Origin of the sequence: Fluviicola chungangensis (assembly GCF_007558725.1) — a bacterium.
Classification (GTDB): domain Bacteria; phylum Bacteroidota; class Bacteroidia; order Flavobacteriales_D; family Crocinitomicaceae; genus Fluviicola; species Fluviicola chungangensis.
The window spans coordinates 377,905-397,958 of record NZ_VLPL01000003.1; the positions used below are offsets into that span (position 1 = coordinate 377,905).

Here is a 20,054-nt window from a genome sequence, read left to right on the forward strand (position 1 = left end):
AAAACAAAATAAATTGACCATGTCAAAGTTTAGAAATTATTTTAGCGAAACAATTACTGAGATGACTCAGAATGTTACGTGGCCGACGTGGAAAGAATTGCAGAGTAATGCACTGATCGTGGTGGTTGCGTCTGTGATTTTTGCGTTGTTGATATTCGCAATGGACAATGTCTTTGGAATTACCGGAACTCCTACTTCTACTTGGAAGGGTGTTGTTGGGTTTATCTATTCTTTCTTTTAATTAGAAAAATGGGAGATATTAAAAAACGTTGGTACGTAGTACGTGCAGTAAGTGGAAAAGAGAAAAAAGTGAAGGAGTATCTGGATCTGGAAATTTCCCGTTTAAAACTGGACGATTATGTATCTCAGGTATTGATTCCAACTGAGAAGGTTTTCCAAATCCGTAACGGAAAGAAAATCTCAAAGGAAAAAGCATATTTACCAGGATATGTATTGATTGAAGCAGCATTGATCGGTGAGGTTCCTCACGTGATTAAAGGGATTCCGAATGTAATCGGTTTCCTGGGAGCTGAAAAAGGGGGAGACCCACAACCAATGCGTTTGTCTGAAGTAAATCGGATTTTAGGTAAAGTTGACGAATTATCCGAAACAGAAGAGGAAGTGAAAATCCCATTTGTTATCGGAGAATCGGTTAAGGTGATCGACGGACCGTTCAACAATTTCTCCGGAGTAATTGACGAGATCAATGAAGAGAAGAAGAAGTTGAAAGTAATGGTTAAAATCTTCGGTCGCAAGAACCTTCTTGAGCTTAGCTATATGCAAGTGGAGAAAGAAGGATAAACATGTATTAACCGCAGCAGTGGGATTATTGATTAAAGCTTCCCTTTAACGCCCACGTTACGACTGCATAATTTAAATAAACAATGGCTAAAGAAGTAGCAGCATTGATCAAATTACAGATCAAAGGTGGTCAAGCCAATCCAGCTCCTCCAGTTGGTCCCGCACTTGGTGCGAAAGGGGTCAACATTATGGAATTTTGCAAGCAGTATAATGCGCGTACGCAAGATAAGCCGGGAAAGGTATTACCATGTGTGATTACTGTTTACAGTGACAAATCATTTGATTTCGTCATCAAAACTCCTCCAGCAGCAGTGCAGATTATTGACAGCGTTAAGCTTAAAAAAGGTTCTTCTGAGCCTAACAAAAGCAAAGTCGGATCAATGTCATGGGATCAAATCCGTGTAATTGCTGAAGACAAAATGCCGGATATGAACTGTTTTACAGTTGATTCTGCAATGTCAATGATCGCTGGTACAGCACGTAGTATGGGTGTAACTGTTAAAGGAGGTGAAGCTCCTGCAACTAAATAATCGCGAGTATCATGGGAAGAATTTCTAAAAAAAGAAAAGAAGTTTTAGCAAAGTATGACTTGACTAAAACTTACACCTTGGTAGAAGCGTGTGATTTAGTAAAAAACATTACAACTACTAAGTTTGATGCATCAGTAGACATTTCTGTACGTTTGGGTGTAGATCCGCGTAAAGCGAATCAAATGGTTCGTGGTACTGTTGCATTGCCTCACGGAACTGGTAAGGATGTACGAGTATTGGTACTTTGTACACCGGACAAGGAAGCCGAAGCAAAAGCAGCTGGTGCTGAATTCGTTGGATTGGATGAATTCATTGACAAAATCAAAGGTGGTTGGACAGACATCGACGTAATTATTACAATGCCTTCAGTGATGGGTAAAGTAGGTGCTTTAGGACGTATCCTTGGACCTCGCGGTTTAATGCCGAATCCAAAAACAGGTACTGTAACAATGGAAGTCGGTAAAGCTGTTGAAGAAGTGAAAGCAGGTAAGATTGATTTCAAAGTGGACAAATTCGGTAACATTCACTCATCTGTTGGGAAAGCAAGCTTCGAAGGAGCTAAGATTCGCGACAATGCATTTGAATTGATCCAGCAATTGATCAAATTGAAACCATCCGCTGCAAAAGGTACTTACATTAAAAGTATCTACATCAGCTCTACAATGTCTCCAAGTATCCAAATTGATGCTAAATCTGTTGTAGCTTAAAATCTTGAAGTATGAATAAAGATCAAAAAGCACAGTACATTGAAGATCTTGCTCAAGATTTATCGAAAGCAAATGTCTTCTATCTTGCAGATACGGCAGCTCTTACAGTAGAAACAATCAACCAATTACGCCGTCGTTGTTTTCAACAAGGTATCGAACTACGTGTAGTGAAGAACACCTTATTGGCTAAAGCAATGGCGAAGGTTGAGGGTAGAAATTACGATAACCTGGCATCCGTGCTAAGTGGTCCGACATCTATCATGTTCTCGGAAGTAGGAAATGCTCCTGCAAAATTGATTAAAGATTTCCGTAAGAAAAATGATAAGCCGATTCTGAAGGGAGCTTATATTGAAGAAGCAATTTTCATTGGTGATAACCAATTGGATGCGCTTGAAGCAATCAAGTCTCGTGAAGAATTACTAGGTGATATCATCGGATTACTACAAAGCCCGGCGAAAAATGTTATTTCCGGTCTTACAAGTGGTGGTTCCAAAATTGCCGGAATCCTTAAAACGCTCGAAGAAAGAGCATAAAGCTTGCACCGAAGCATAGGCGAAGGTGTAGTTAAAAACAAATTATTTAAGAACCTTTTTTAAAATTTATAAAAATGGCTGATTTAAAACAAATCGCAGAAACGCTAGTAAACTTGACAGTAAAAGAAGTAAACGAACTAGCTACAATCTTGAAAGACGAATACGGTATTGAGCCTGCTGCTGCTGCTCCTGTAATGGTAGCTGGTGGTGCTGCTGGTGGTGGTGAAGCTGCTGCTGAAAAAACTGAATTCGATGTAATCTTGAAATCAGGTGGTGCTAACAAACTTGCAGTAGTTAAGTTGGTTAAAGAATTAACTGGTAACGGATTGAAAGAGTCTAAAGACTTAGTTGACGGAGCTCCTGCTACATTGAAAGAGGGTGTTTCTAAAGACGAAGCTGAAGGCCTTAAAAAGTCTCTGGAAGAAGCTGGTGCTGAAGTAGAGATCAAGTAATTAGTTACTAAATTTTGCAGGAGAGGTGTCCGTCATTTGACGGATGCCTATTCCTGTTTTTCGGCGTTTTAGCCAATTTTAAAGTCCTTTTCTCAATTAAATTTATTTCGCCTTGGCAACAACAAGCAATACATCAACGAGAATTAATTTTGCTTCTAGCAAAAATCAGTTCGCTTATCCAGATTTTTTGGATATTCAGCTTAAATCCTTCCAGGAGTTTTTCCAATTGGAAACAACACCTGAGAATCGTGAAAGTGAAGGATTGTTCAAGGTATTTGCGGAAAATTTCCCAATTACTGATACACGAAATCAATTCGTGCTGGAGTTCCTTGATTATTTCATCGACCCACCCCGATACACTATTGATGAGTGTATCGAAAGAGGTTTAACTTATAGTGTTCCGCTAAAAGCTAAACTAAAATTATATTGTACAGACCCTGAACACGAAGATTTCGAAACAATCGTGCAGGATGTATACTTAGGTACAATCCCATACATGACTCCAAAAGGTTCGTTCGTAATCAATGGTGCCGAGCGTGTGATTGTTTCCCAGTTACACCGTTCACCAGGGGTATTCTTCGGTCAAAGCCGTCACGCAAACGGTACAAAATTGTACTCTGCACGTGTGATTCCTTTTAAAGGATCTTGGATCGAATTCGCAACGGATATCAACAGCGTAATGTATGCTTACATCGATCGTAAGAAAAAATTGCCTGTCACAACTCTTTTCCGTGCGATTGGATATGAAACAGATAAAGATATACTAGAAATATTCGGATTAGCTGATGAAGTGAAAGCAAACAAAGCTAATTTGAAAAAATGTGTTGGTAGAAGACTGGCTGCTCGTGTATTGAAGTCTTGGATTGAGGACTTTGGAGACGAAGATACAGGAGAGGTAGTATCTATCGAACGTAATGAAGTGATCCTTGATCGCGAAACGGTATTGGAAGATCACCACATCGACGAAATCCTTGATGCAAGTGTGAAAACAGTTATTTTCCACAAAGAGGATGCAAATACGGCTGATTATACCATTATTTATAACACGCTTCAAAAAGATACATCAAACTCTGAAAAAGAAGCTGTTGAGCATATTTACCGTCAGTTACGTAATGCTGAACCACCTGATTATGAAACGGCAAAAGGCGTTTTTGAGAAGTTGTTCTTCTCGGATGCACGTTATGACTTAGGTGAAGTAGGGCGTTACAGAATGAATAAAAAGTTGAATATCGATAACTCGGAAGAGTCTCGTGTTTTGACTAAAAACGATATTCTTTCAATCATCAAATATTTGATCGAATTGATCAACTCGAAAGCGGATGTGGATGATATTGACCACTTGTCAAATCGTCGTGTTCGTACTGTAGGGGAACAATTATACGCTCAGTTTGGTGTTGGTTTGGCTCGTATGGCTCGTACTATCCGTGAACGTATGAACGTTCGTGATAATGAAGTCTTTACTCCGATTGACTTGATTAACGCGAAGACTTTGTCTTCCGTTATTAACTCGTTCTTCGGAACAAACCAGTTGTCTCAATTTATGGATCAGACCAACCCGCTTTCAGAGGTAACTCACAAGCGTCGTTTGTCTGCACTAGGACCAGGTGGACTTTCTCGTGAAAGAGCAGGTTTCGAGGTTCGTGACGTTCACTACACGCACTACGGTCGTTTGTGTACGATTGAGACACCGGAAGGACCAAACATTGGTTTGATCTCTTCGTTGTGTGTATTCGCGAAGGTAAATAAACTAGGTTTCATCGAAACTCCATATCGCCCGGTAGTTAACGGTAAAGTAGATATTTCTTCTGAGCCGGTTTACTTATCTGCCGAGGAAGAGGATGCTAAAATGATCGCTCAGGCAAATGCGAAAGTGGATGAAAAAGGAAATTTCCTTTCAGACGTTGTGAAAGCACGTTATGAAGGTGACTTCCCGGTTGTTCCACCGACAGATTTGAACCTGATGGACGTTGGTGCAAACCAGATCGCGTCGATTGCAGCATCTTCTATTCCATTCCTGGAGCATGATGATGCGAACCGTGCCTTGATGGGATCTAACATGCAGCGCCAGGCTGTTCCGTTGTTGAAACCACAGTCACCGGTAGTTGGTACTGGAATTGAGCAATTGGTGGCACGTGATTCACGTGTATTGATCAATGCTGAAGGTCCGGGAACCGTTGAATATGTTGATGCAAACGAAATCGTGATCCGTTACGATTGGTCTGCTGATGACAAATTAGTAAGCTTTGATAGTGAGGTAACTCGTTACTCATTAACAAAATTCCAGAAAACAAACCAAAGTACAACAATCAACTTGAAGCCGATTGTTCGCAAAGGGGACCGAATTGAGAAAGGACAGGTTCTATGTGAAGGATACGCAACACAAGGAGGAGAGTTGGCATTGGGTCAAAACCTGAAAGTTGCATTCATGCCTTGGAAAGGGTATAACTTTGAGGATGCGATTGTAATTTCTGAGCGTGTTGTTCGTGACGATATCTTTACATCGATTCATATTGACGAATACTCTTTGGAGGTTCGTGATACCAAACGAGGAATGGAAGAATTAACTTCTGATATTCCAAACGTTTCGGAAGAAGCAACAAAAGATTTGGATGAGAACGGTTTGATCCGCATTGGTGCTGAGATCAAAGAAGGTGACATCCTGATCGGTAAAATTACTCCGAAAGGTGAAACAGATCCTTCTCCGGAAGAGAAGTTATTACGTGCAATCTTCGGCGATAAAGCAGGTGACGTGAAAGATGCTTCATTGAAAGCAGGTCCGTCTCTACGCGGTGTTGTGATTGAGAAAAAATTGTTCTCTCGTGCAATCAAAGATCGTAAGTCGAAAGCTCAGGACAAACCGGTGTTGGAAGTTCTGGATACGGAATACGACAAGGATTATGCTGAATTGAAAGAAAAATTGGCTGATAAGTTGATGACTGTTTTAGGTGAGAACAAATCAGCCGGTGTATTCAACAATTTCAAAGAAGAGATCATTAAGAAAGGAACGAAGTTCACTCATAAGAATTTGTTGATGATCGATTACACGATCGTGAACCCAACAAACTGGACAACGGATCCTCACGTAAACGCATTGATTAGTCGTTTGTTACACAACTTTACGATTAAGGCAAATGATTTGTTGGGGATTTACAAACGTAAAAAATTCCATATTTCAGTTGGAGATGAACTACCTGCAGGGATCGTTAAAATGGCGAAAGTATATGTTGCTCAGAAACGTAAGTTGAAGGTGGGTGATAAAATGGCTGGTCGTCACGGTAACAAAGGAATCGTTGCAAATATTGTACGTGCTGAAGATATGCCGTTCCTGGAGGATGGAACACCGGTGGACATCGTATTGAATCCATTGGGAGTACCTTCCCGTATGAACTTAGGTCAGATTTACGAGACAGTACTTGGTTGGGCCGGAGAAAAATTGGGTGTGAAATTCGCTACTCCGATTTTCGATGGTGCTAAACCGGAAGAGATCAATGAATGGACAGACAAAGCAGGTGTTCCACGTTCGGGTAAAACTTACCTGTACGATGGAGGAACGGGAGACCGTTTCCATCAGCCGGCAACTGTAGGAGTGATTTATATGCTGAAATTATCCCACATGGTGGATGACAAAATGCATGCACGTTCAATCGGACCATACTCACTGATTACACAGCAACCATTGGGTGGTAAAGCTCAATTCGGAGGTCAGCGTTTTGGTGAGATGGAGGTTTGGGCATTGGAAGCATTTGGAGCGGCTAATATCCTACAGGAAATCTTGACAGTTAAATCCGATGACGTAATGGGTCGTGCGAAGGCATACGAAGCAATCGTTAAAGGTGATAACATTCCTGAACCGGGAATTCCGGAATCATTCAACGTATTGTTGCATGAATTGAGAGGTCTTGGGTTGAATGTATCAATGGATTAAGATCAAGAAGTCATTCGAAAACAAATTGTCAAATTGAATTAAAGAAAGTTATAACATGGCTTACAGAAAAGAAACACCGAAAAAACAAAGTAGCTTTAACAAGATTACAATCTCGTTGGCTTCTCCTGAGGTGATCCGCGATCAGTCAAGCGGTGAGGTACTCAAGCCTGAAACAATTAACTATCGTACATACAAGCCGGAAAGAGATGGATTGTTCTGTGAACGCATCTTCGGACCGGTAAAAGATTACGAATGTCATTGTGGTAAGTACAAACGTATCCGATACAAAGGAATTGTTTGTGACCGTTGTGGTGTTGAGGTTACTGAGAAAAAAGTACGTCGTGAGCGTATGGGACACATCTCGTTGGTTGTTCCGGTAGCACACATTTGGTATTTCCGTTCATTGCCGAATAAAATCGGTTATTTGTTGGGATTACCTACCAAAAAATTGGATCAAATCATCTATTATGAGCGTTACGTAGTTATTCAACCGGGTATCGCAAATAATTTGGATGGGACTTCTCTTACTGAAAAAGATTTCCTTACGGAAGAAGAATACCTGGATATCCTGGATACTTTGCCGAGAGAAAACCAGTATTTGGAAGATACGGATCCGAATAAATTCATCGCTAAGATGGGTGCTGAAGCGTTATATGATTTGTTGCGTAAATTAAACCTGGAAGACTTATCTTACAAGTTACGTCACCAGGCAAATACGGAAACATCCGTTCAACGTAAGCACGAAGCTTTGAAACGCCTCCAGGTGGTTGAAGCAATGCGTGAATCTCAAACACGTATCGAAAACCATCCTGAATGGATGATTGTGAAAGTTGTCCCGGTTATTCCACCGGAATTGCGTCCGTTGGTTCCGCTGGATGGTGGACGTTTCGCAACATCGGATTTGAACGACCTTTACCGTCGTGTAATTATCCGTAACAACCGTTTGAAACGTTTGATTGAGATCAAAGCACCGGAAGTAATCTTGCGTAACGAGAAGCGTATGTTGCAGGAGGCTGTCGATTCATTATTCGATAACTCCCGTAAAGCATCTGCTGTTAAAACAGAATCAAACCGTCCGTTGAAATCCCTTTCCGATTCATTGAAAGGTAAGCAGGGACGTTTCCGTCAAAACTTATTGGGAAAACGTGTGGATTATTCAGCACGTTCGGTAATTGTTGTTGGACCGGATTTGAAACTGCATGAATGTGGTTTGCCAAAAGACATGGCAGCGGAATTGTACAAACCGTTTATCATCCGTAAGATGATCGAACGTGGAATTGTGAAAACGGTTAAATCTGCAAAGAAAATCGTTGACCGCAAAGAGCCGGTTGTTTGGGATATCTTGGAAAACGTATTGAAAGGACACCCGGTATTGTTAAACCGTGCTCCTACGCTTCACCGTTTGGGTATCCAGGCATTTCAGCCGAAATTGATCGAAGGAAAGGCGATTCGTTTGCATCCGTTGGTAACAACGGCATTCAACGCCGATTTCGATGGTGACCAGATGGCGGTTCACTTACCATTGGGTAACGCTGCAATTTTGGAAGCACAATTGCTGATGCTTGCTTCTCATAACATTTTGAATCCTGCGAACGGAGCACCGATTGCGGTACCTTCTCAGGATATGGTCTTGGGTCTTTACTACATCACAAAGATGCGTACAAGTACCCCGGAGCATAAAGTAAAAGGAGAAGGAAGTATTTTCTACTCTCCGGAAGAAGTAATTATCGCGAATAACGAAGGAAAATTGGATCTGCATGCTCCGATCAAAGTAAAATCATACGATTTGAATGATGAAGGTGTGCCGACTTTGATGATGATCGATACCACGTGTGGTCGTGTCTTATTCAATGAGGTTGTTCCAAGAGAAGTTGGTTTCATCAATGATGTACTAACCAAAAAAGCACTTCGTGATATTATCGGACATGTATTGAAAATCTGTGGAACAGCTAAAACAGCGAAGTTCCTGGATGATATCAAAGAATTAGGGTATGGCATGGCATTCCGCGGTGGATTGTCGTTCAACCTGGATCATATCATTATCCCGAAAGAGAAAGAGATTTTGGTAGCGAAAGCTGAAACAGACGTGAAAGAGGTAATGGCCAATTATAACATGGGACTTATCACGAATAACGAACGTTATAACCAAATCATTGATATCTGGACACATACCAACATTCGTTTAACGAATACGTTGATGGATCAGTTGAAGAATGACGATCAAGGATTCAACTCCATCTATATGATGTTTGATTCCGGGGCCCGTGGTTCGAAAGAACAGATTCGTCAGTTGTCCGGTATGCGTGGATTGATGGCGAAACCTCAGAAATCAGGAGCTTCTGCACAGGAAATTATCGAAAACCCGATTCTTTCCAACTTTAAGGAAGGTCTTTCGATTTTGGAGTACTTTATCTCTACTCACGGTGCGCGTAAAGGTTTGGCCGATACAGCATTGAAAACAGCGGATGCAGGTTACCTGACACGTCGTTTGGTGGATGTTGCTCAAGATGTTGTTATTAATGCAGTGGATTGTGGAACATTGAGAGGTTTGGTTGCTACTTCATTGAAGAAGAACGATGAAATCGTTGAACCGTTGATCGATCGTATTTTAGGAAGAACTTCTGTTCATGATATTTTCAACCCTGAAACAGAACAATTAATTGTGGCTGCGGGTGAATTGATCTCTGAAACAGTTGCTGATGAAATCGAGAAAGCAGGTATTGAAGAAGTGGAGATCCGTTCGGTATTGACTTGTGAAATGCGTCGCGGAGTTTGTTCCAAGTGTTACGGACGTAACCTGGCAACTCACCGCCCTGCGCAGGATGGAGATGCTGTTGGTGTAGTTGCTGCTCAGTCAATTGGTGAGCCGGGAACACAGTTAACACTTCGTACATTCCACGTTGGGGGTACTGCATCGAACATTACGGATGAATCCGATTTGAAAGCAAAATCTGCCGGTAAATTGGAAATCGACGAATTGCGTACGATTACACGTAAAGGTTCAGATGGAACAAATAAAGTAATTGTAGTTGGCCGTTCGGCTGAATTGAAAATTACAGATCCTAAAACCGGAGTTGCATTGATGACTTCAAATATCCCTTATGGAGCTGAGTTGTTGATTGAAAACAATACAACCGTGAAGAAAGGTGATGTGATCTGTAAATGGGACCAGTATAACGCGGTCATCATTTCAGAGGTTGCAGGTAAAGTAGTATTTGAAAATATTATTGATGGTGTTACTTACCGTGAAGAAGTCGATGAGCAAACCGGATTTACTGAAAAAGTGATCATCGAATCGCGTGATAAGAAGAAAAACCCTGCGATTCATATTATTGATCCGAAAACGAAAGAAGTATTGCGTGAGTACAACATTCCGGTTGATTCCCATATTTCCGTAGGTGAAGGTGATAAAGTGGAAGAAGGTGTGATCCTTGTTAAGATTCCTCGTGTTGCTGGTAAGACCGGGGATATCACAGGAGGTCTTCCGCGTGTAACGGAATTGTTCGAAGCACGTAACCCTTCTAACCCTGCGGTGGTTTCTGAAATCGACGGGATCGTTGAATTCGGTAAGATCAAACGTGGTAACCGGGAGATCCAGGTTACTTCCAAAACGGGAGATGTTCGCAAATACCTGGTTCCGCTTTCCAAGCACATCCTGGTACAAGAGAACGATTTCACACGCGCTGGACAACCGTTATCCGATGGTGCAATTACACCGAACGATATCTTGAATATTCAAGGTCCGACGAAAGTACAGGAATACATTGTAAATGAGATTCAGGAAGTTTACCGCCTGCAAGGGGTAAAAATCAACGACAAACATTTCGAAGTAATCGTTCGTCAGATGATGTTGAAAGTGGAGATCGTGGATGCGGGAGATACCCGATTCCTGGAAGGACAATCTGTTCACAAAGCAGACTTCATGGAAGAAAATGACTCCATCTATGGAATGAAAGTAGTAGTTGACGCGGGAGAATCTTCCACGTTGAAAGCAGGTCAGATTGTTTCTGCACGTAAATTGCGTGACGAAAATTCACAATTGAAACGTGCCGACAAGAAATTGGTAGAATCACGTGATGCAGTTCCTGCAACTTCAACTCCATTGTTACAGGGTATTACCCGTGCTTCATTGCAGACTCAATCGTTCATTTCAGCGGCTTCCTTCCAGGAGACAACGAAAGTATTGAATGAAGCTGCAATCTCCGGAAAAGAAGATCACTTATTAGGTTTGAAAGAAAACGTAATTGTTGGTCATTTGATCCCGGCTGGGACAGGTGTGCGCCGCTTCCAAAAAGTACTTGTTGCAAACAAGGAAGAAATGGATGCAATCTCTTAAGATTTGATTATCTGAAAATAGTAATCCCCGAATTCTTAACTAATTCGGGGATTTTTTTTACAACCATTGATACTTTTGTGTATTAATAAAGAAACAACTAAATCGATTTTTTATGAAAAAGAAGTTACTTTTTTCATGCTGCGTGTTTTCTTTTCTGACACTGAAAGCCCAGACCATTAGTTATCAACCTATCCATGGAGATTACACACAATATGTTTATCGTCATCAACATTGGAACGGAAGTGAAAATGTGGAGTCATTTCATAAAACAGTGTGGTCGGGAGACACAGCCATTGGTGGACAAAATTATGTAAGGATTTTCCAGTATGGTTCTTATGTCGGAGGAATTCGTGAAGATGTTCCGAATCAACAACGATTTTTTATCAATGGGAGTAATGTAGAGACAGAAATTACCATTAGTCCTTTTTTAACTGTTGGTACTATAATAACAGATACTTCTGCTTTGTTGAATACCTTCAGATGCTATGTGGATATGCAGGGAATTTGTACAAATTGCGATACTTTTCAGATTGCGCAGGCAGATAGTGTTCTCGAATCGAATGGAACATATAGTACGACCTATCGCCTGGAAGTTTTACCGCAACCGAATATTTCCTTTAGTTTGAATTCATACAGAGGGCTGTTGAATGTAAATGGATTTGAATTTTCCGAAGAGCAGATTTGTTACCGCGAAGATGGTGAGCAAACCCCTCCGGGACAGGAAACACCCTGGACACCCATGTGTGATTTGGGAATGAGTGAAAATGATTTGATCCAAATTGATTTGTTTCCGAACCCGACATCTGAAACTATTAATCTTTCGGGAGATGTGACAAGAATATCCGATTTGGCCATTTACGATACAAGAGGAACAATCATTCAAAAGATTCCTTTGTCAGACATCCATTCCGGTATTTCAATAAAGGAATTGAAAAACGGGATTTATTTTCTTTCAGCAAATGAAAACCAAAAAGTTTTAAGATTTCAGAAAATGTAATTTTAATAAGAAGAATCCCGGATGACTAGTTCGGGATTTTTTATTTTTAAACACAAGTAACTCCAAACACATGTGTTATGAATGAGCTTTTGAAAAAGATGTTATTTATCCAGTTATTTGTCCTCGCATTTTATGCCAGTGGTTATGCACAAATCGAGGGCCCGGGAAACACAAAGTCTATAGCTAAAGACGATATCACCTGCTTTTATATGATTGATAGGGTGTATACCGATCCGCGTAATCCGGATAAGAGAACTGTAGTGGGAGGAGTGAATTTTTTCCAGGTGGAAGATGGGAAAATCAGCGTAGGGGCCAGAACACCCAGAACTTCGTTCTTTTTTAACGGGACGGTTGATAGTTTGGAAACGGTGATAGTTGATGGGGTATCGGTTATCCGAATTCATGCGACAAACAACTTCAACAGTCCAACAATTTACCCGTATGTTTTTGAAATATCCCAACCTGCAGACGGACCGGTAACTATTTCCGCCCGAAGAAAAAGAAGTACCAGTTTTCTCTATTTTTTTGATGTACATAAAGCAAGTGCCCGGGAAATTGCCGAAACAAGGGCAAATGCAGCCAAATAATAACAGATAGCTCTGCCGGTTTTTTGAATAAGATAAGAACCTTTTTCCGGTAAAATCAGGCATAAAAAAAGGAGTCCGAATTCGAACTCCTTTCAAAATCAATGATTTTATATTACTGAGAAATAATTGGCTTCAAACCTCTTAATCCCATATCTGTCGGATAATCATTTGAATTTCCGTTTGGTAACAATGGTTCGTATTTGTGGTCCCCATTTACATCATACCATTCAAAACTTTTGTTGGTAGATAAGGACATCGTACAAGTAATATCCTGGGTTTCATTTCCTGTAATGGTAAACGGTGTGTCGAAACTTCCTGTTACTACACAAGACCCGGCAGGAACCGGTGAAGTTGCGGACAATGGATTAGGTACGGTTGTAGAAGCAGCTTGTCCTTGAAAGACAATTCCAAGATTTTCAAAGCCCCAATAACCTTGCAGTTTGTTTGCGTTCAAGGTAACTGTCTGATTCCAGATTTTGTAATTGGTAATGTAGGTGTTGAACCCTACGAAAGATGCCAATCGGCCTGTGTAATCCACACCATTGTACAAATAATCCACATCGTAGTTTTGATAGGTCAATGACATGCGAACCCAATTGTAGGTATCCGGAGAAATGTTTTTCAATGGAATTTTCAGGAAGACCTCATTGTCTCCTTTAATAATCGCTTTGCTAAAATCAACCGCGTTAGAACCACCTGCGGTTGTTTCAGCTCCGTGATACAAAATTTCACCGGCTCCGAGCTGGGTATACATGTTTTGCGCAAATTCAATATAATGTGCACTCATTCCGTAAAATGTTGGAGACTGAGTGCCATGATTTGCCGGAATCGTTGCCGGATTTCCGAAATTGTCCAGGCGTGGGGCCAAAGAGTCAAAATGTAGTTTAATAATTAAATAAGGGCCCGTTTCTTCCGGATAAGTACAACTTTTGTCATCGGAATTTGCGTTGGAATTGTAATTCGTCGCGTTGGGGTCCGTACAGCCCTTTTTCTTGCATCCCATTGAAGTAGCAGCAAGCAGAACAAGCAGAAGCGTTAGTTTTTTCATGTTTCATGTTTTAGAGGGTCAAAAATAGAGAAAATAAAAGACTTGTTCGAAGTGATAACGGTTTCGGTACAACGATACTACTTTTTGTTAATCATATAAACCGCTGCTATTCCCAGTAACCCCCCAACAATTGTGTGGATTTCCAATTTTTCACCAAGTATCAGAAAAGAGAAAACAGCCGCACTGAAGGGAACAATAAAGATGAAACTGCTGGCTTTTTCCGCCCCGATTTTGGAGGTGGCGAAAAAGTAGGTCGTCGTTGCCAAAGTCACGGTAATAACACTTGAGAACAGTACATTTCCCCAGAAATGCATATCCGTTGTTTGAACCAACTTACCGATTTCTGTAAAGTCGGAGAAGGGAATGAGGCAGGTCAGCGTTACAAAATACATCCACCAGGTAAAGGCGAAGGGTGAACCGTATTTCGCAGATTTTGATGTAAATTTGCTCATAACGGCCCATGTAAGTGCACTTAACAGGAAAAAAAGATTTCCCGGTTCGGCAAAAATATCCTTGTTTCCCCATACCTTTAAAAGGCTCAATCCGGCAATTACACCAAACAGTAAACCGATGATCTCATTTTTAGTGGGTTTTTTCCAGTCGATTAACATTCCCAGACCATAAGCCATTACCGGGTTCAGGGTCGTAACCAAAATTCCTCCCGCTCCCGGACTTCCGTTCTTTAATCCTGCAAGGAAAGTGTAATTATAAGTTGCCATCAGCGTTCCTGAGACCAATAAAAAAGGAATTCCTTTTTTGGAAATGACCAATTTTGTTCTAAGCAATATGAGCAGAATCAAGAGACTGATTAGGACGAGACTATAACGGAATACTCCAAGTACTGCCGGTGATGCAAAAGAAGTCAGTACTTTGTTGGATGGCCAGCTGATGCCCCAAATAATCATACTTATAATCATTGCAGCGGTGAGGCTGACAGTGTTGTCAAATCTTGGCAATTTTCCTTTTTTAGAAGGCAAATGTACACAATGGATCAATTGCACGTGCACATGTGAAAAACTAAAAAAGGCCGTTTTAGATTTTAGATCAGACGCCTCTTTCGAATCATAACCCGGTGTGTGATGGAATATACCAAGATCGCTGCGGTTAGCCCGAAAATATTTGCATCCAGCTGCCAGGGAAGAGGCCTATCAATCAGGATCAGGATGAGGGTGACGCCGCCGCCGGTGATCATTGAAAATAAAGCCGGTTGAGGAAAACGCCTTCTTAAGATCAATGCAGCGATTATCGGGACACACAAACCGGAAACCATAAAAGCATAAGCGTACAACATGAGTGAAATAACGTTTTGCATGACGGATGCTAAAAGAATTGCAATCACCCCGATTAAAAGTGTGGTTATTTGCGAAATCCTTACCACAGAAGAATTGTTGAATTTCCAGCTTTTGGGAATCAGGTCACCTACCACACTTCCGGACGCTGCCATTAAGCAGCTGTCTGCAGTTGAAAGGACGGCTGAAAAATACGCTGCGATTACAATTCCCGCAAACCCAACAGGAAGGATCCGGTGAATCAGCATGGGAAGTCCCATTTCGCTGTCTATTGATGTCCCTTCAGCTACGGGAATGATTCCTTTTTGAACGGCAACATTCGCAAGCATTCCCAATACAACTCCGGTGAATGCCATAAACGGCCACTCAAGTATTCCGGCAATATACCAGGCTTTTTTAGCGGCTTTTTCATTTTTACAAGCGAAAATACGCTGGTATAATGTCATCCCTACAAACCAGATCGGAATAATCGTAACACTCCAGTTAACAATTTGGCTCCAGGTGATATTGGTGAGAGATAACATGTCTTTGCTTAAGTAGGGTCTGATTCCCTCATATCCTCCCAAAGTAGACCAGGCAATCGGAATCGCCACTCCCATTAATCCGAACAGTAAAATAACCCATTGAAAAGTGTCTGTGTAGATCACCGCTTTCATTCCTCCGAGCATGGTATAGAACACCACCACAAAACCCATGACCCAAAGCATGATTTCGCTGTCGACAGAAGGAAGAACCGCTGCCGATAATTTTGATCCTGCCAACAACTGTGAACTGGTAAAGCCACTGTAACCGATGATGCAGATAATAGCTGCGACAAACGCTACTTTTTTGCTGTATAAAAAACCAAATACCTGTGGTAATGTAAGGAAATGCCTTCCATGTGCACGCTGCCAGTGAAATACTTTGGGAATAAGGACGACCGCGCTTACCCATGCACCGATGAGTCCTGTGAAAAGCATCCAGGAACCTGAAAGTCCCATTGTGAAACCAATACCTCCCAAACCGATTGAAAATCCTCCTCCCACATCCGTTGCAACAACCGAGAGCCCGACATGTGAACTGCTCATGTTTCCTCCACCGGCAAAATAATCGCGTTCATTGCTGTGTTTTCCGGAGAAATAAAGACCCACAGCAAGCATTAAAAGAAAATAGATGATAAAAATTACGATGTCGATCCAAGCCATAGGTTTAAGCGTTTAATGTTTCGGGTGAAAGAGGTTTCTCCGAATGCACGAATAATGTTTGTGTCGGATAAGCAAATTCAATACCTAACTGTTCAAAAAGTCCATAGATACCGAGGTATATTTTCTCTTGTTTGTCCATATAAAAATCAAAATCAGTGGATAATACATGATAGACAAACTCAAAATTGAGGCTTGAATCACCAAAGCCTGAAAAGTTACCGCGTTCATACTCCACATCCTGTTCGGACTCAATAATCGATTTTACCATCCCGGGAATCTGTTTTAATTGGTCATGAGAAGTTTGATAGGTAACTCCGAGCTGAAAAACAATTCGTCGTTTTTCCAACCGTTTGTAATTGTGTACCCTTGAATTTGTTAAATCCGTGTTGGAACAGACCAGTTGTTCTCCTCCCAGGGTTCTTATCCGGGTGGTTTTGATTCCGATCTGTTCAATGGTTCCCGATTTATCATCAACAATAATAAAATCTCCGATCTCAAACGGGCGGTCAAAGAATATGACAAAGTAGCTGAAAAGATCTCCCAGGATTGCCTGTGCCGCCAGGGCAATAGCAATACCACCAATTCCCAAACCGGCAAGTAAAGTTGTTATATCGTAGCCGAGATTGTCGAATAAAAACAAAATACCGATGAACCAAATGAGAACGTTTACAACAATGATCAACCCATTTGCCTGTTCCATTTTATCGATTCCTCCGTTGTTTTTCTTTACGAAAGAACTGACTATTTTCTTAAAAATGCTGCTAATGACACGCAAGCTGAAGTATGTAAAAACAACCAGGTAAGCAGTATGTAAAACGAACCGGATTTTGACCGTAAATTGAAGATAGTAGATCGAAAAATAGACCGCGCTGATATAAAGCACCGGGATGACGAACCGTTCGATACCGTCAATCAAATGATCGTCCCATGTATTGACCGTTTTTATCGAATGAGCTTTAATTTTACGAATAACCAATAAGCTGAAGAGTTTAATGACAATCATTGTTCCCAACGCAATCCCAAGAGCAACAATCCATGCATATAGGCTATTACCCAGAAAATGGTAAGCGAGTAGTTTTTTCATAATTTTATTTCGATGCTAATACGCTGTTTTTTGAATCACTGAGTTCAAATCGTTTATCTACATAATCGGAGTTCATGATCCGTAAAATACCCATGTAATTCATGCTGAACTCAATGAGATTTCCCACTTCCAGGCCTCTGGGGTTTGTACCTAAATCCAGCACGAACATATCTGAACTTACACCGACGATCGTCATGTCTTTAGAGACCGGTTGAATAGTTGTTTCATCAATATCCAATAAGCCAATGTCAACAATAGCCCGGAACGAAGATGTTCCCAGTAAGGTCTCGTCAATGGAAAGTTCCTGCATTTGTAAATTCTTCCCTAGTTCCCCGTTTGGAACTAACGGTTTTTCGCTCAGTTCAATGATCTCGGCATAAAGCTTGAAAATATCCTGATGCAATTCCGGATGCGGATTGTTGTTATAGACATCTGTTCCGAGAAACAAGGTTTCACCGACCCTGAAATGATTGACCCCCAAAGGAAGAAGTCCCTGCTCAATGAGTGGTATTGTTACAGAGGCTCCTCCGGATATGTAGGGAATTACCTTATTGAATCGAGCTTCGATCAATTGTTTATAAAGACAGAGCTGGATCAGTTTGTCCTGGTTCGGAAGGACACCGGACATACAGGTCAGGTTGGTCCCGATTCCGACAATGGCGATATTGGGCAGGTCAAATACCGCTTCGTAAAAATCAATGAATTGTTCTCTCATTACTCCTTCGCGCAATTCTCCCATTTCGATCATGATCACCACCTTATGTGTTTTATTGCGCAGAACGGCTGCCTTTGAAAGCAGTTTAATGGTTTCCAATTCGGTGTTAAAACTGATATCAGCGAATTCGATAATCCGGGAAACCATCCTTTTTGGCGGAGGTTTGATAAAAACGGTCTCAATTTCAAGGGCAATGGATTTGATGATTTTCAGGTTGGTAATTCTGCTGTCGCAAACCTGTTTCAGGTTCAGTTCCCGGAAGATTGCTTCCAGGAATTTGCGATTTCCACAAAACACTTTGACAACAACGGACCATTCTATCCGATGCGATTTGAATAGGTTGTCCAAATACTGAAAATTTGCTTTGAGCTTATGTGTGTTGAGTGTAATATATGCCATTTATGAATATTTGGTTAATCTCATTTCAAGGTATTTATTTACAAATCCCACTTTTTCATATAAACGCAAAGCCGGATTATCCGCTTCAACATGAAGGGCAATGCTTCCGTTTGTGTTTTCGATGGTGCTCTTCATAAGTTTTTTTCCTATTCCTGTTCCCCGGTAATCCTTATGAGTGGCAATGTAAACCAGGATATTTTCAGGAATATATCCTTCCATGCCGGTTATATTGACTACGACGACACCGGTAAGCAATCTGTCATAATGCGCAGTAATGATTAGACCACCTTTATTTTTTTCGGGTGAGAGCGCGTAATTGATTGCTTTAAGAATATCCTGTTCTGAGTCACCATATTGTTCCAGGTGTTCATGAAGAAAAGCAACTAGTTCTTTCTTTTCAGACTCTGTGAGCGGGTTTTCGGGGGTGTAAATATGTTGTATCATAAAAAATAGTTTGGCGCTCTCTGAAGCGAAGTTCATGAGTGCGCCTGATTTTGCGGGCTGTGCCCTTATTTCAATTAATTATTCCGGGAGGTTTAAGTCCCGAATGACAGCACTGCCGGCGGCAACACTTAGTGTGAGGAATTGACACAAATCTTTTAGACAAAATCCCGGCGGGATTAACAGATCTGAATTGTCAATTCGAAAAATTTCCTTTATCAAGTTAGTTAAATTTGATGGGTTAAAAAAAAAGACGCCTCGCCAGCACGCGGGTTGAATGGTTTACAAGCTCCTTTTTACAGAAAATCGGGTGTTTGGGAATACCAGGTTAAATGATTCGCTTTTCGTTGCAGATGAAGGGATTCACAGGATTTGGCTCTGTCAGAAAAAGGATTTAAATGTTAAAATATCATAAAATTATTCGGTCTTGTCATCAGTCTCATTGATTACCATTGAAAAAACACACGTATTGGATAACTATGAAAAAATGCTTTGACCAACAACAATTATCCAAAAAGATGGATTTGTCTTAACAGGATTAGCGGCTCTTTTGGAATGGATTTCGTATTTTCGTTGTATGGAAAAAAATGACAATCAGATTAATATTGAGCTAAACGAAGAGTTGGCGGAAGGGGTTTATTCGAATCTGGCTATAATTACCCATTCACAGTCCGAATTTGTAGTGGATTTTATCCAAATGATGCCGGGAATGCCGAAAGCAAAAGTGCGGTCAAGAGTAGTTATGTCTCCGCAAAATGCAAAGCGTTTGATGCGTGCCTTGACTGAGAATATCCAAAAATATGAACAATTGAATGGGGTGATTAACGATGTTGACACACCGCCGTTTCCGCCCATGAATTTTGGAGGGACCATGAATCAGGCCTAATTGATTTACATCATTATTATTCATTAATCAGAATCAATTGGTTGCGAAGCTGAATCTTAAAAATCGGTCTGAATTCATTAAGAATATTCTGAAATTAATCACAGGTACTGCTATCGCGCAGTTACTTACCATTGCATTTT

17 protein-coding genes are annotated in these 20,054 nt (G+C 41.0%); 11 read left to right on the forward strand and 6 right to left on the reverse strand.

Going from position 1 to position 20,054, the window contains the following annotated elements; all coding sequences use genetic code 11:
- Positions 1–19 precede the first annotated feature (19 nt).
- The 10 genes from secE to FO442_RS07915 all read left to right on the forward strand — a co-directional run bounded on the left by secE (position 20) and on the right by FO442_RS07915 (position 12,868).
- Positions 20–241: a preprotein translocase subunit SecE gene (gene secE / locus FO442_RS07870; RefSeq protein WP_144332613.1), complete on the forward strand. Its 222-nt coding sequence runs from the start codon at positions 20–22 to the stop codon at positions 239–241.
- 8 nt (positions 242–249) lie between these two features.
- Complete coding sequence (gene nusG / locus FO442_RS07875; RefSeq protein ID WP_124746866.1) at positions 250–801, forward strand: transcription termination/antitermination protein NusG; 552 nt, start codon at positions 250–252, stop codon at positions 799–801.
- An 83-nt stretch (positions 802–884) separates the two neighbouring features.
- On the forward strand, positions 885–1,331 hold the full coding sequence (gene rplK / locus FO442_RS07880; protein ID WP_144332614.1) for a 50S ribosomal protein L11: 447 nt from the start codon (positions 885–887) through the stop codon (positions 1,329–1,331).
- An 11-nt stretch (positions 1,332–1,342) separates the two neighbouring features.
- The gene (rplA, locus tag FO442_RS07885; RefSeq protein ID WP_144332615.1) at positions 1,343–2,038 is read left to right on the forward strand and encodes a 50S ribosomal protein L1; all 696 of its coding nucleotides are present in this window, start codon (positions 1,343–1,345) and stop codon (positions 2,036–2,038) included.
- 11 nt (positions 2,039–2,049) lie between these two features.
- Positions 2,050–2,571, forward strand: a complete 522-nt coding sequence (gene rplJ / locus FO442_RS07890) for a 50S ribosomal protein L10 (protein WP_144332616.1) — start codon at positions 2,050–2,052, stop codon at positions 2,569–2,571.
- 74 nt (positions 2,572–2,645) lie between these two features.
- Positions 2,646–3,023: a 50S ribosomal protein L7/L12 gene (gene rplL, locus FO442_RS07895; protein WP_144332617.1), complete on the forward strand. Its 378-nt coding sequence runs from the start codon at positions 2,646–2,648 to the stop codon at positions 3,021–3,023.
- A 112-nt stretch (positions 3,024–3,135) separates the two neighbouring features.
- Positions 3,136–6,948 carry a DNA-directed RNA polymerase subunit beta gene (rpoB, locus tag FO442_RS07900; RefSeq protein WP_144332618.1) on the forward strand — a complete coding sequence of 1,271 codons (3,813 nt, stop codon included), beginning with the start codon at positions 3,136–3,138 and terminating at the stop codon, positions 6,946–6,948.
- Between the two features lie 55 nt (positions 6,949–7,003).
- Entirely contained in the window at positions 7,004–11,284 is a 4,281-nt protein-coding gene (gene rpoC, locus FO442_RS07905; RefSeq protein ID WP_144332619.1) for a DNA-directed RNA polymerase subunit beta', read from the forward strand.
- A 112-nt stretch (positions 11,285–11,396) separates the two neighbouring features.
- Positions 11,397–12,281: a T9SS type A sorting domain-containing protein gene (locus tag FO442_RS07910; protein ID WP_144332620.1), complete on the forward strand. Its 885-nt coding sequence runs from the start codon at positions 11,397–11,399 to the stop codon at positions 12,279–12,281.
- Between the two features lie 77 nt (positions 12,282–12,358).
- Positions 12,359–12,868 carry a hypothetical protein gene (locus FO442_RS07915; RefSeq protein WP_144332621.1) on the forward strand — a complete coding sequence of 170 codons (510 nt, stop codon included), beginning with the start codon at positions 12,359–12,361 and terminating at the stop codon, positions 12,866–12,868.
- Between the two features lie 112 nt (positions 12,869–12,980).
- On the opposite strand, the gene FO442_RS07920 is transcribed toward FO442_RS07915, so the two are convergent.
- The 6 genes from FO442_RS07920 to FO442_RS07945 all read right to left on the reverse strand — a co-directional run bounded on the left by FO442_RS07920 (position 12,981) and on the right by FO442_RS07945 (position 19,031).
- Positions 12,981–13,916 (reverse strand): hypothetical protein, encoded by a 936-nt coding sequence (locus tag FO442_RS07920; RefSeq protein WP_144332622.1) that lies wholly within the window; start codon positions 13,914–13,916, stop codon positions 12,981–12,983.
- 77 nt (positions 13,917–13,993) lie between these two features.
- Positions 13,994–14,833: a DMT family transporter gene (locus FO442_RS07925; RefSeq protein WP_144332835.1), complete on the reverse strand. Its 840-nt coding sequence runs from the start codon at positions 14,831–14,833 to the stop codon at positions 13,994–13,996.
- A gap of 122 nt (positions 14,834–14,955) precedes the next feature.
- Complete coding sequence (locus FO442_RS07930) at positions 14,956–16,389, reverse strand: sodium:solute symporter family protein (RefSeq protein ID WP_144332623.1); 1,434 nt, start codon at positions 16,387–16,389, stop codon at positions 14,956–14,958.
- Between the two features lie 4 nt (positions 16,390–16,393).
- On the reverse strand, positions 16,394–17,473 hold the full coding sequence (locus FO442_RS07935; RefSeq protein WP_144332624.1) for a mechanosensitive ion channel family protein: 1,080 nt from the start codon (positions 17,471–17,473) through the stop codon (positions 16,394–16,396).
- Between the two features lie 4 nt (positions 17,474–17,477).
- Positions 17,478–18,587: an alanine racemase gene (locus FO442_RS07940; protein WP_144332625.1), complete on the reverse strand. Its 1,110-nt coding sequence runs from the start codon at positions 18,585–18,587 to the stop codon at positions 17,478–17,480.
- Positions 18,588–19,031 (reverse strand): GNAT family N-acetyltransferase, encoded by a 444-nt coding sequence (locus tag FO442_RS07945; RefSeq protein WP_144332626.1) that lies wholly within the window; start codon positions 19,029–19,031, stop codon positions 18,588–18,590.
- 574 nt (positions 19,032–19,605) lie between these two features.
- Here FO442_RS07945 and FO442_RS07950 point away from each other — a divergent pair.
- Positions 19,606–19,914 carry a DUF3467 domain-containing protein gene (locus tag FO442_RS07950; RefSeq protein ID WP_144332627.1) on the forward strand — a complete coding sequence of 103 codons (309 nt, stop codon included), beginning with the start codon at positions 19,606–19,608 and terminating at the stop codon, positions 19,912–19,914.
- Positions 19,915–20,054 lie beyond the last annotated feature (140 nt).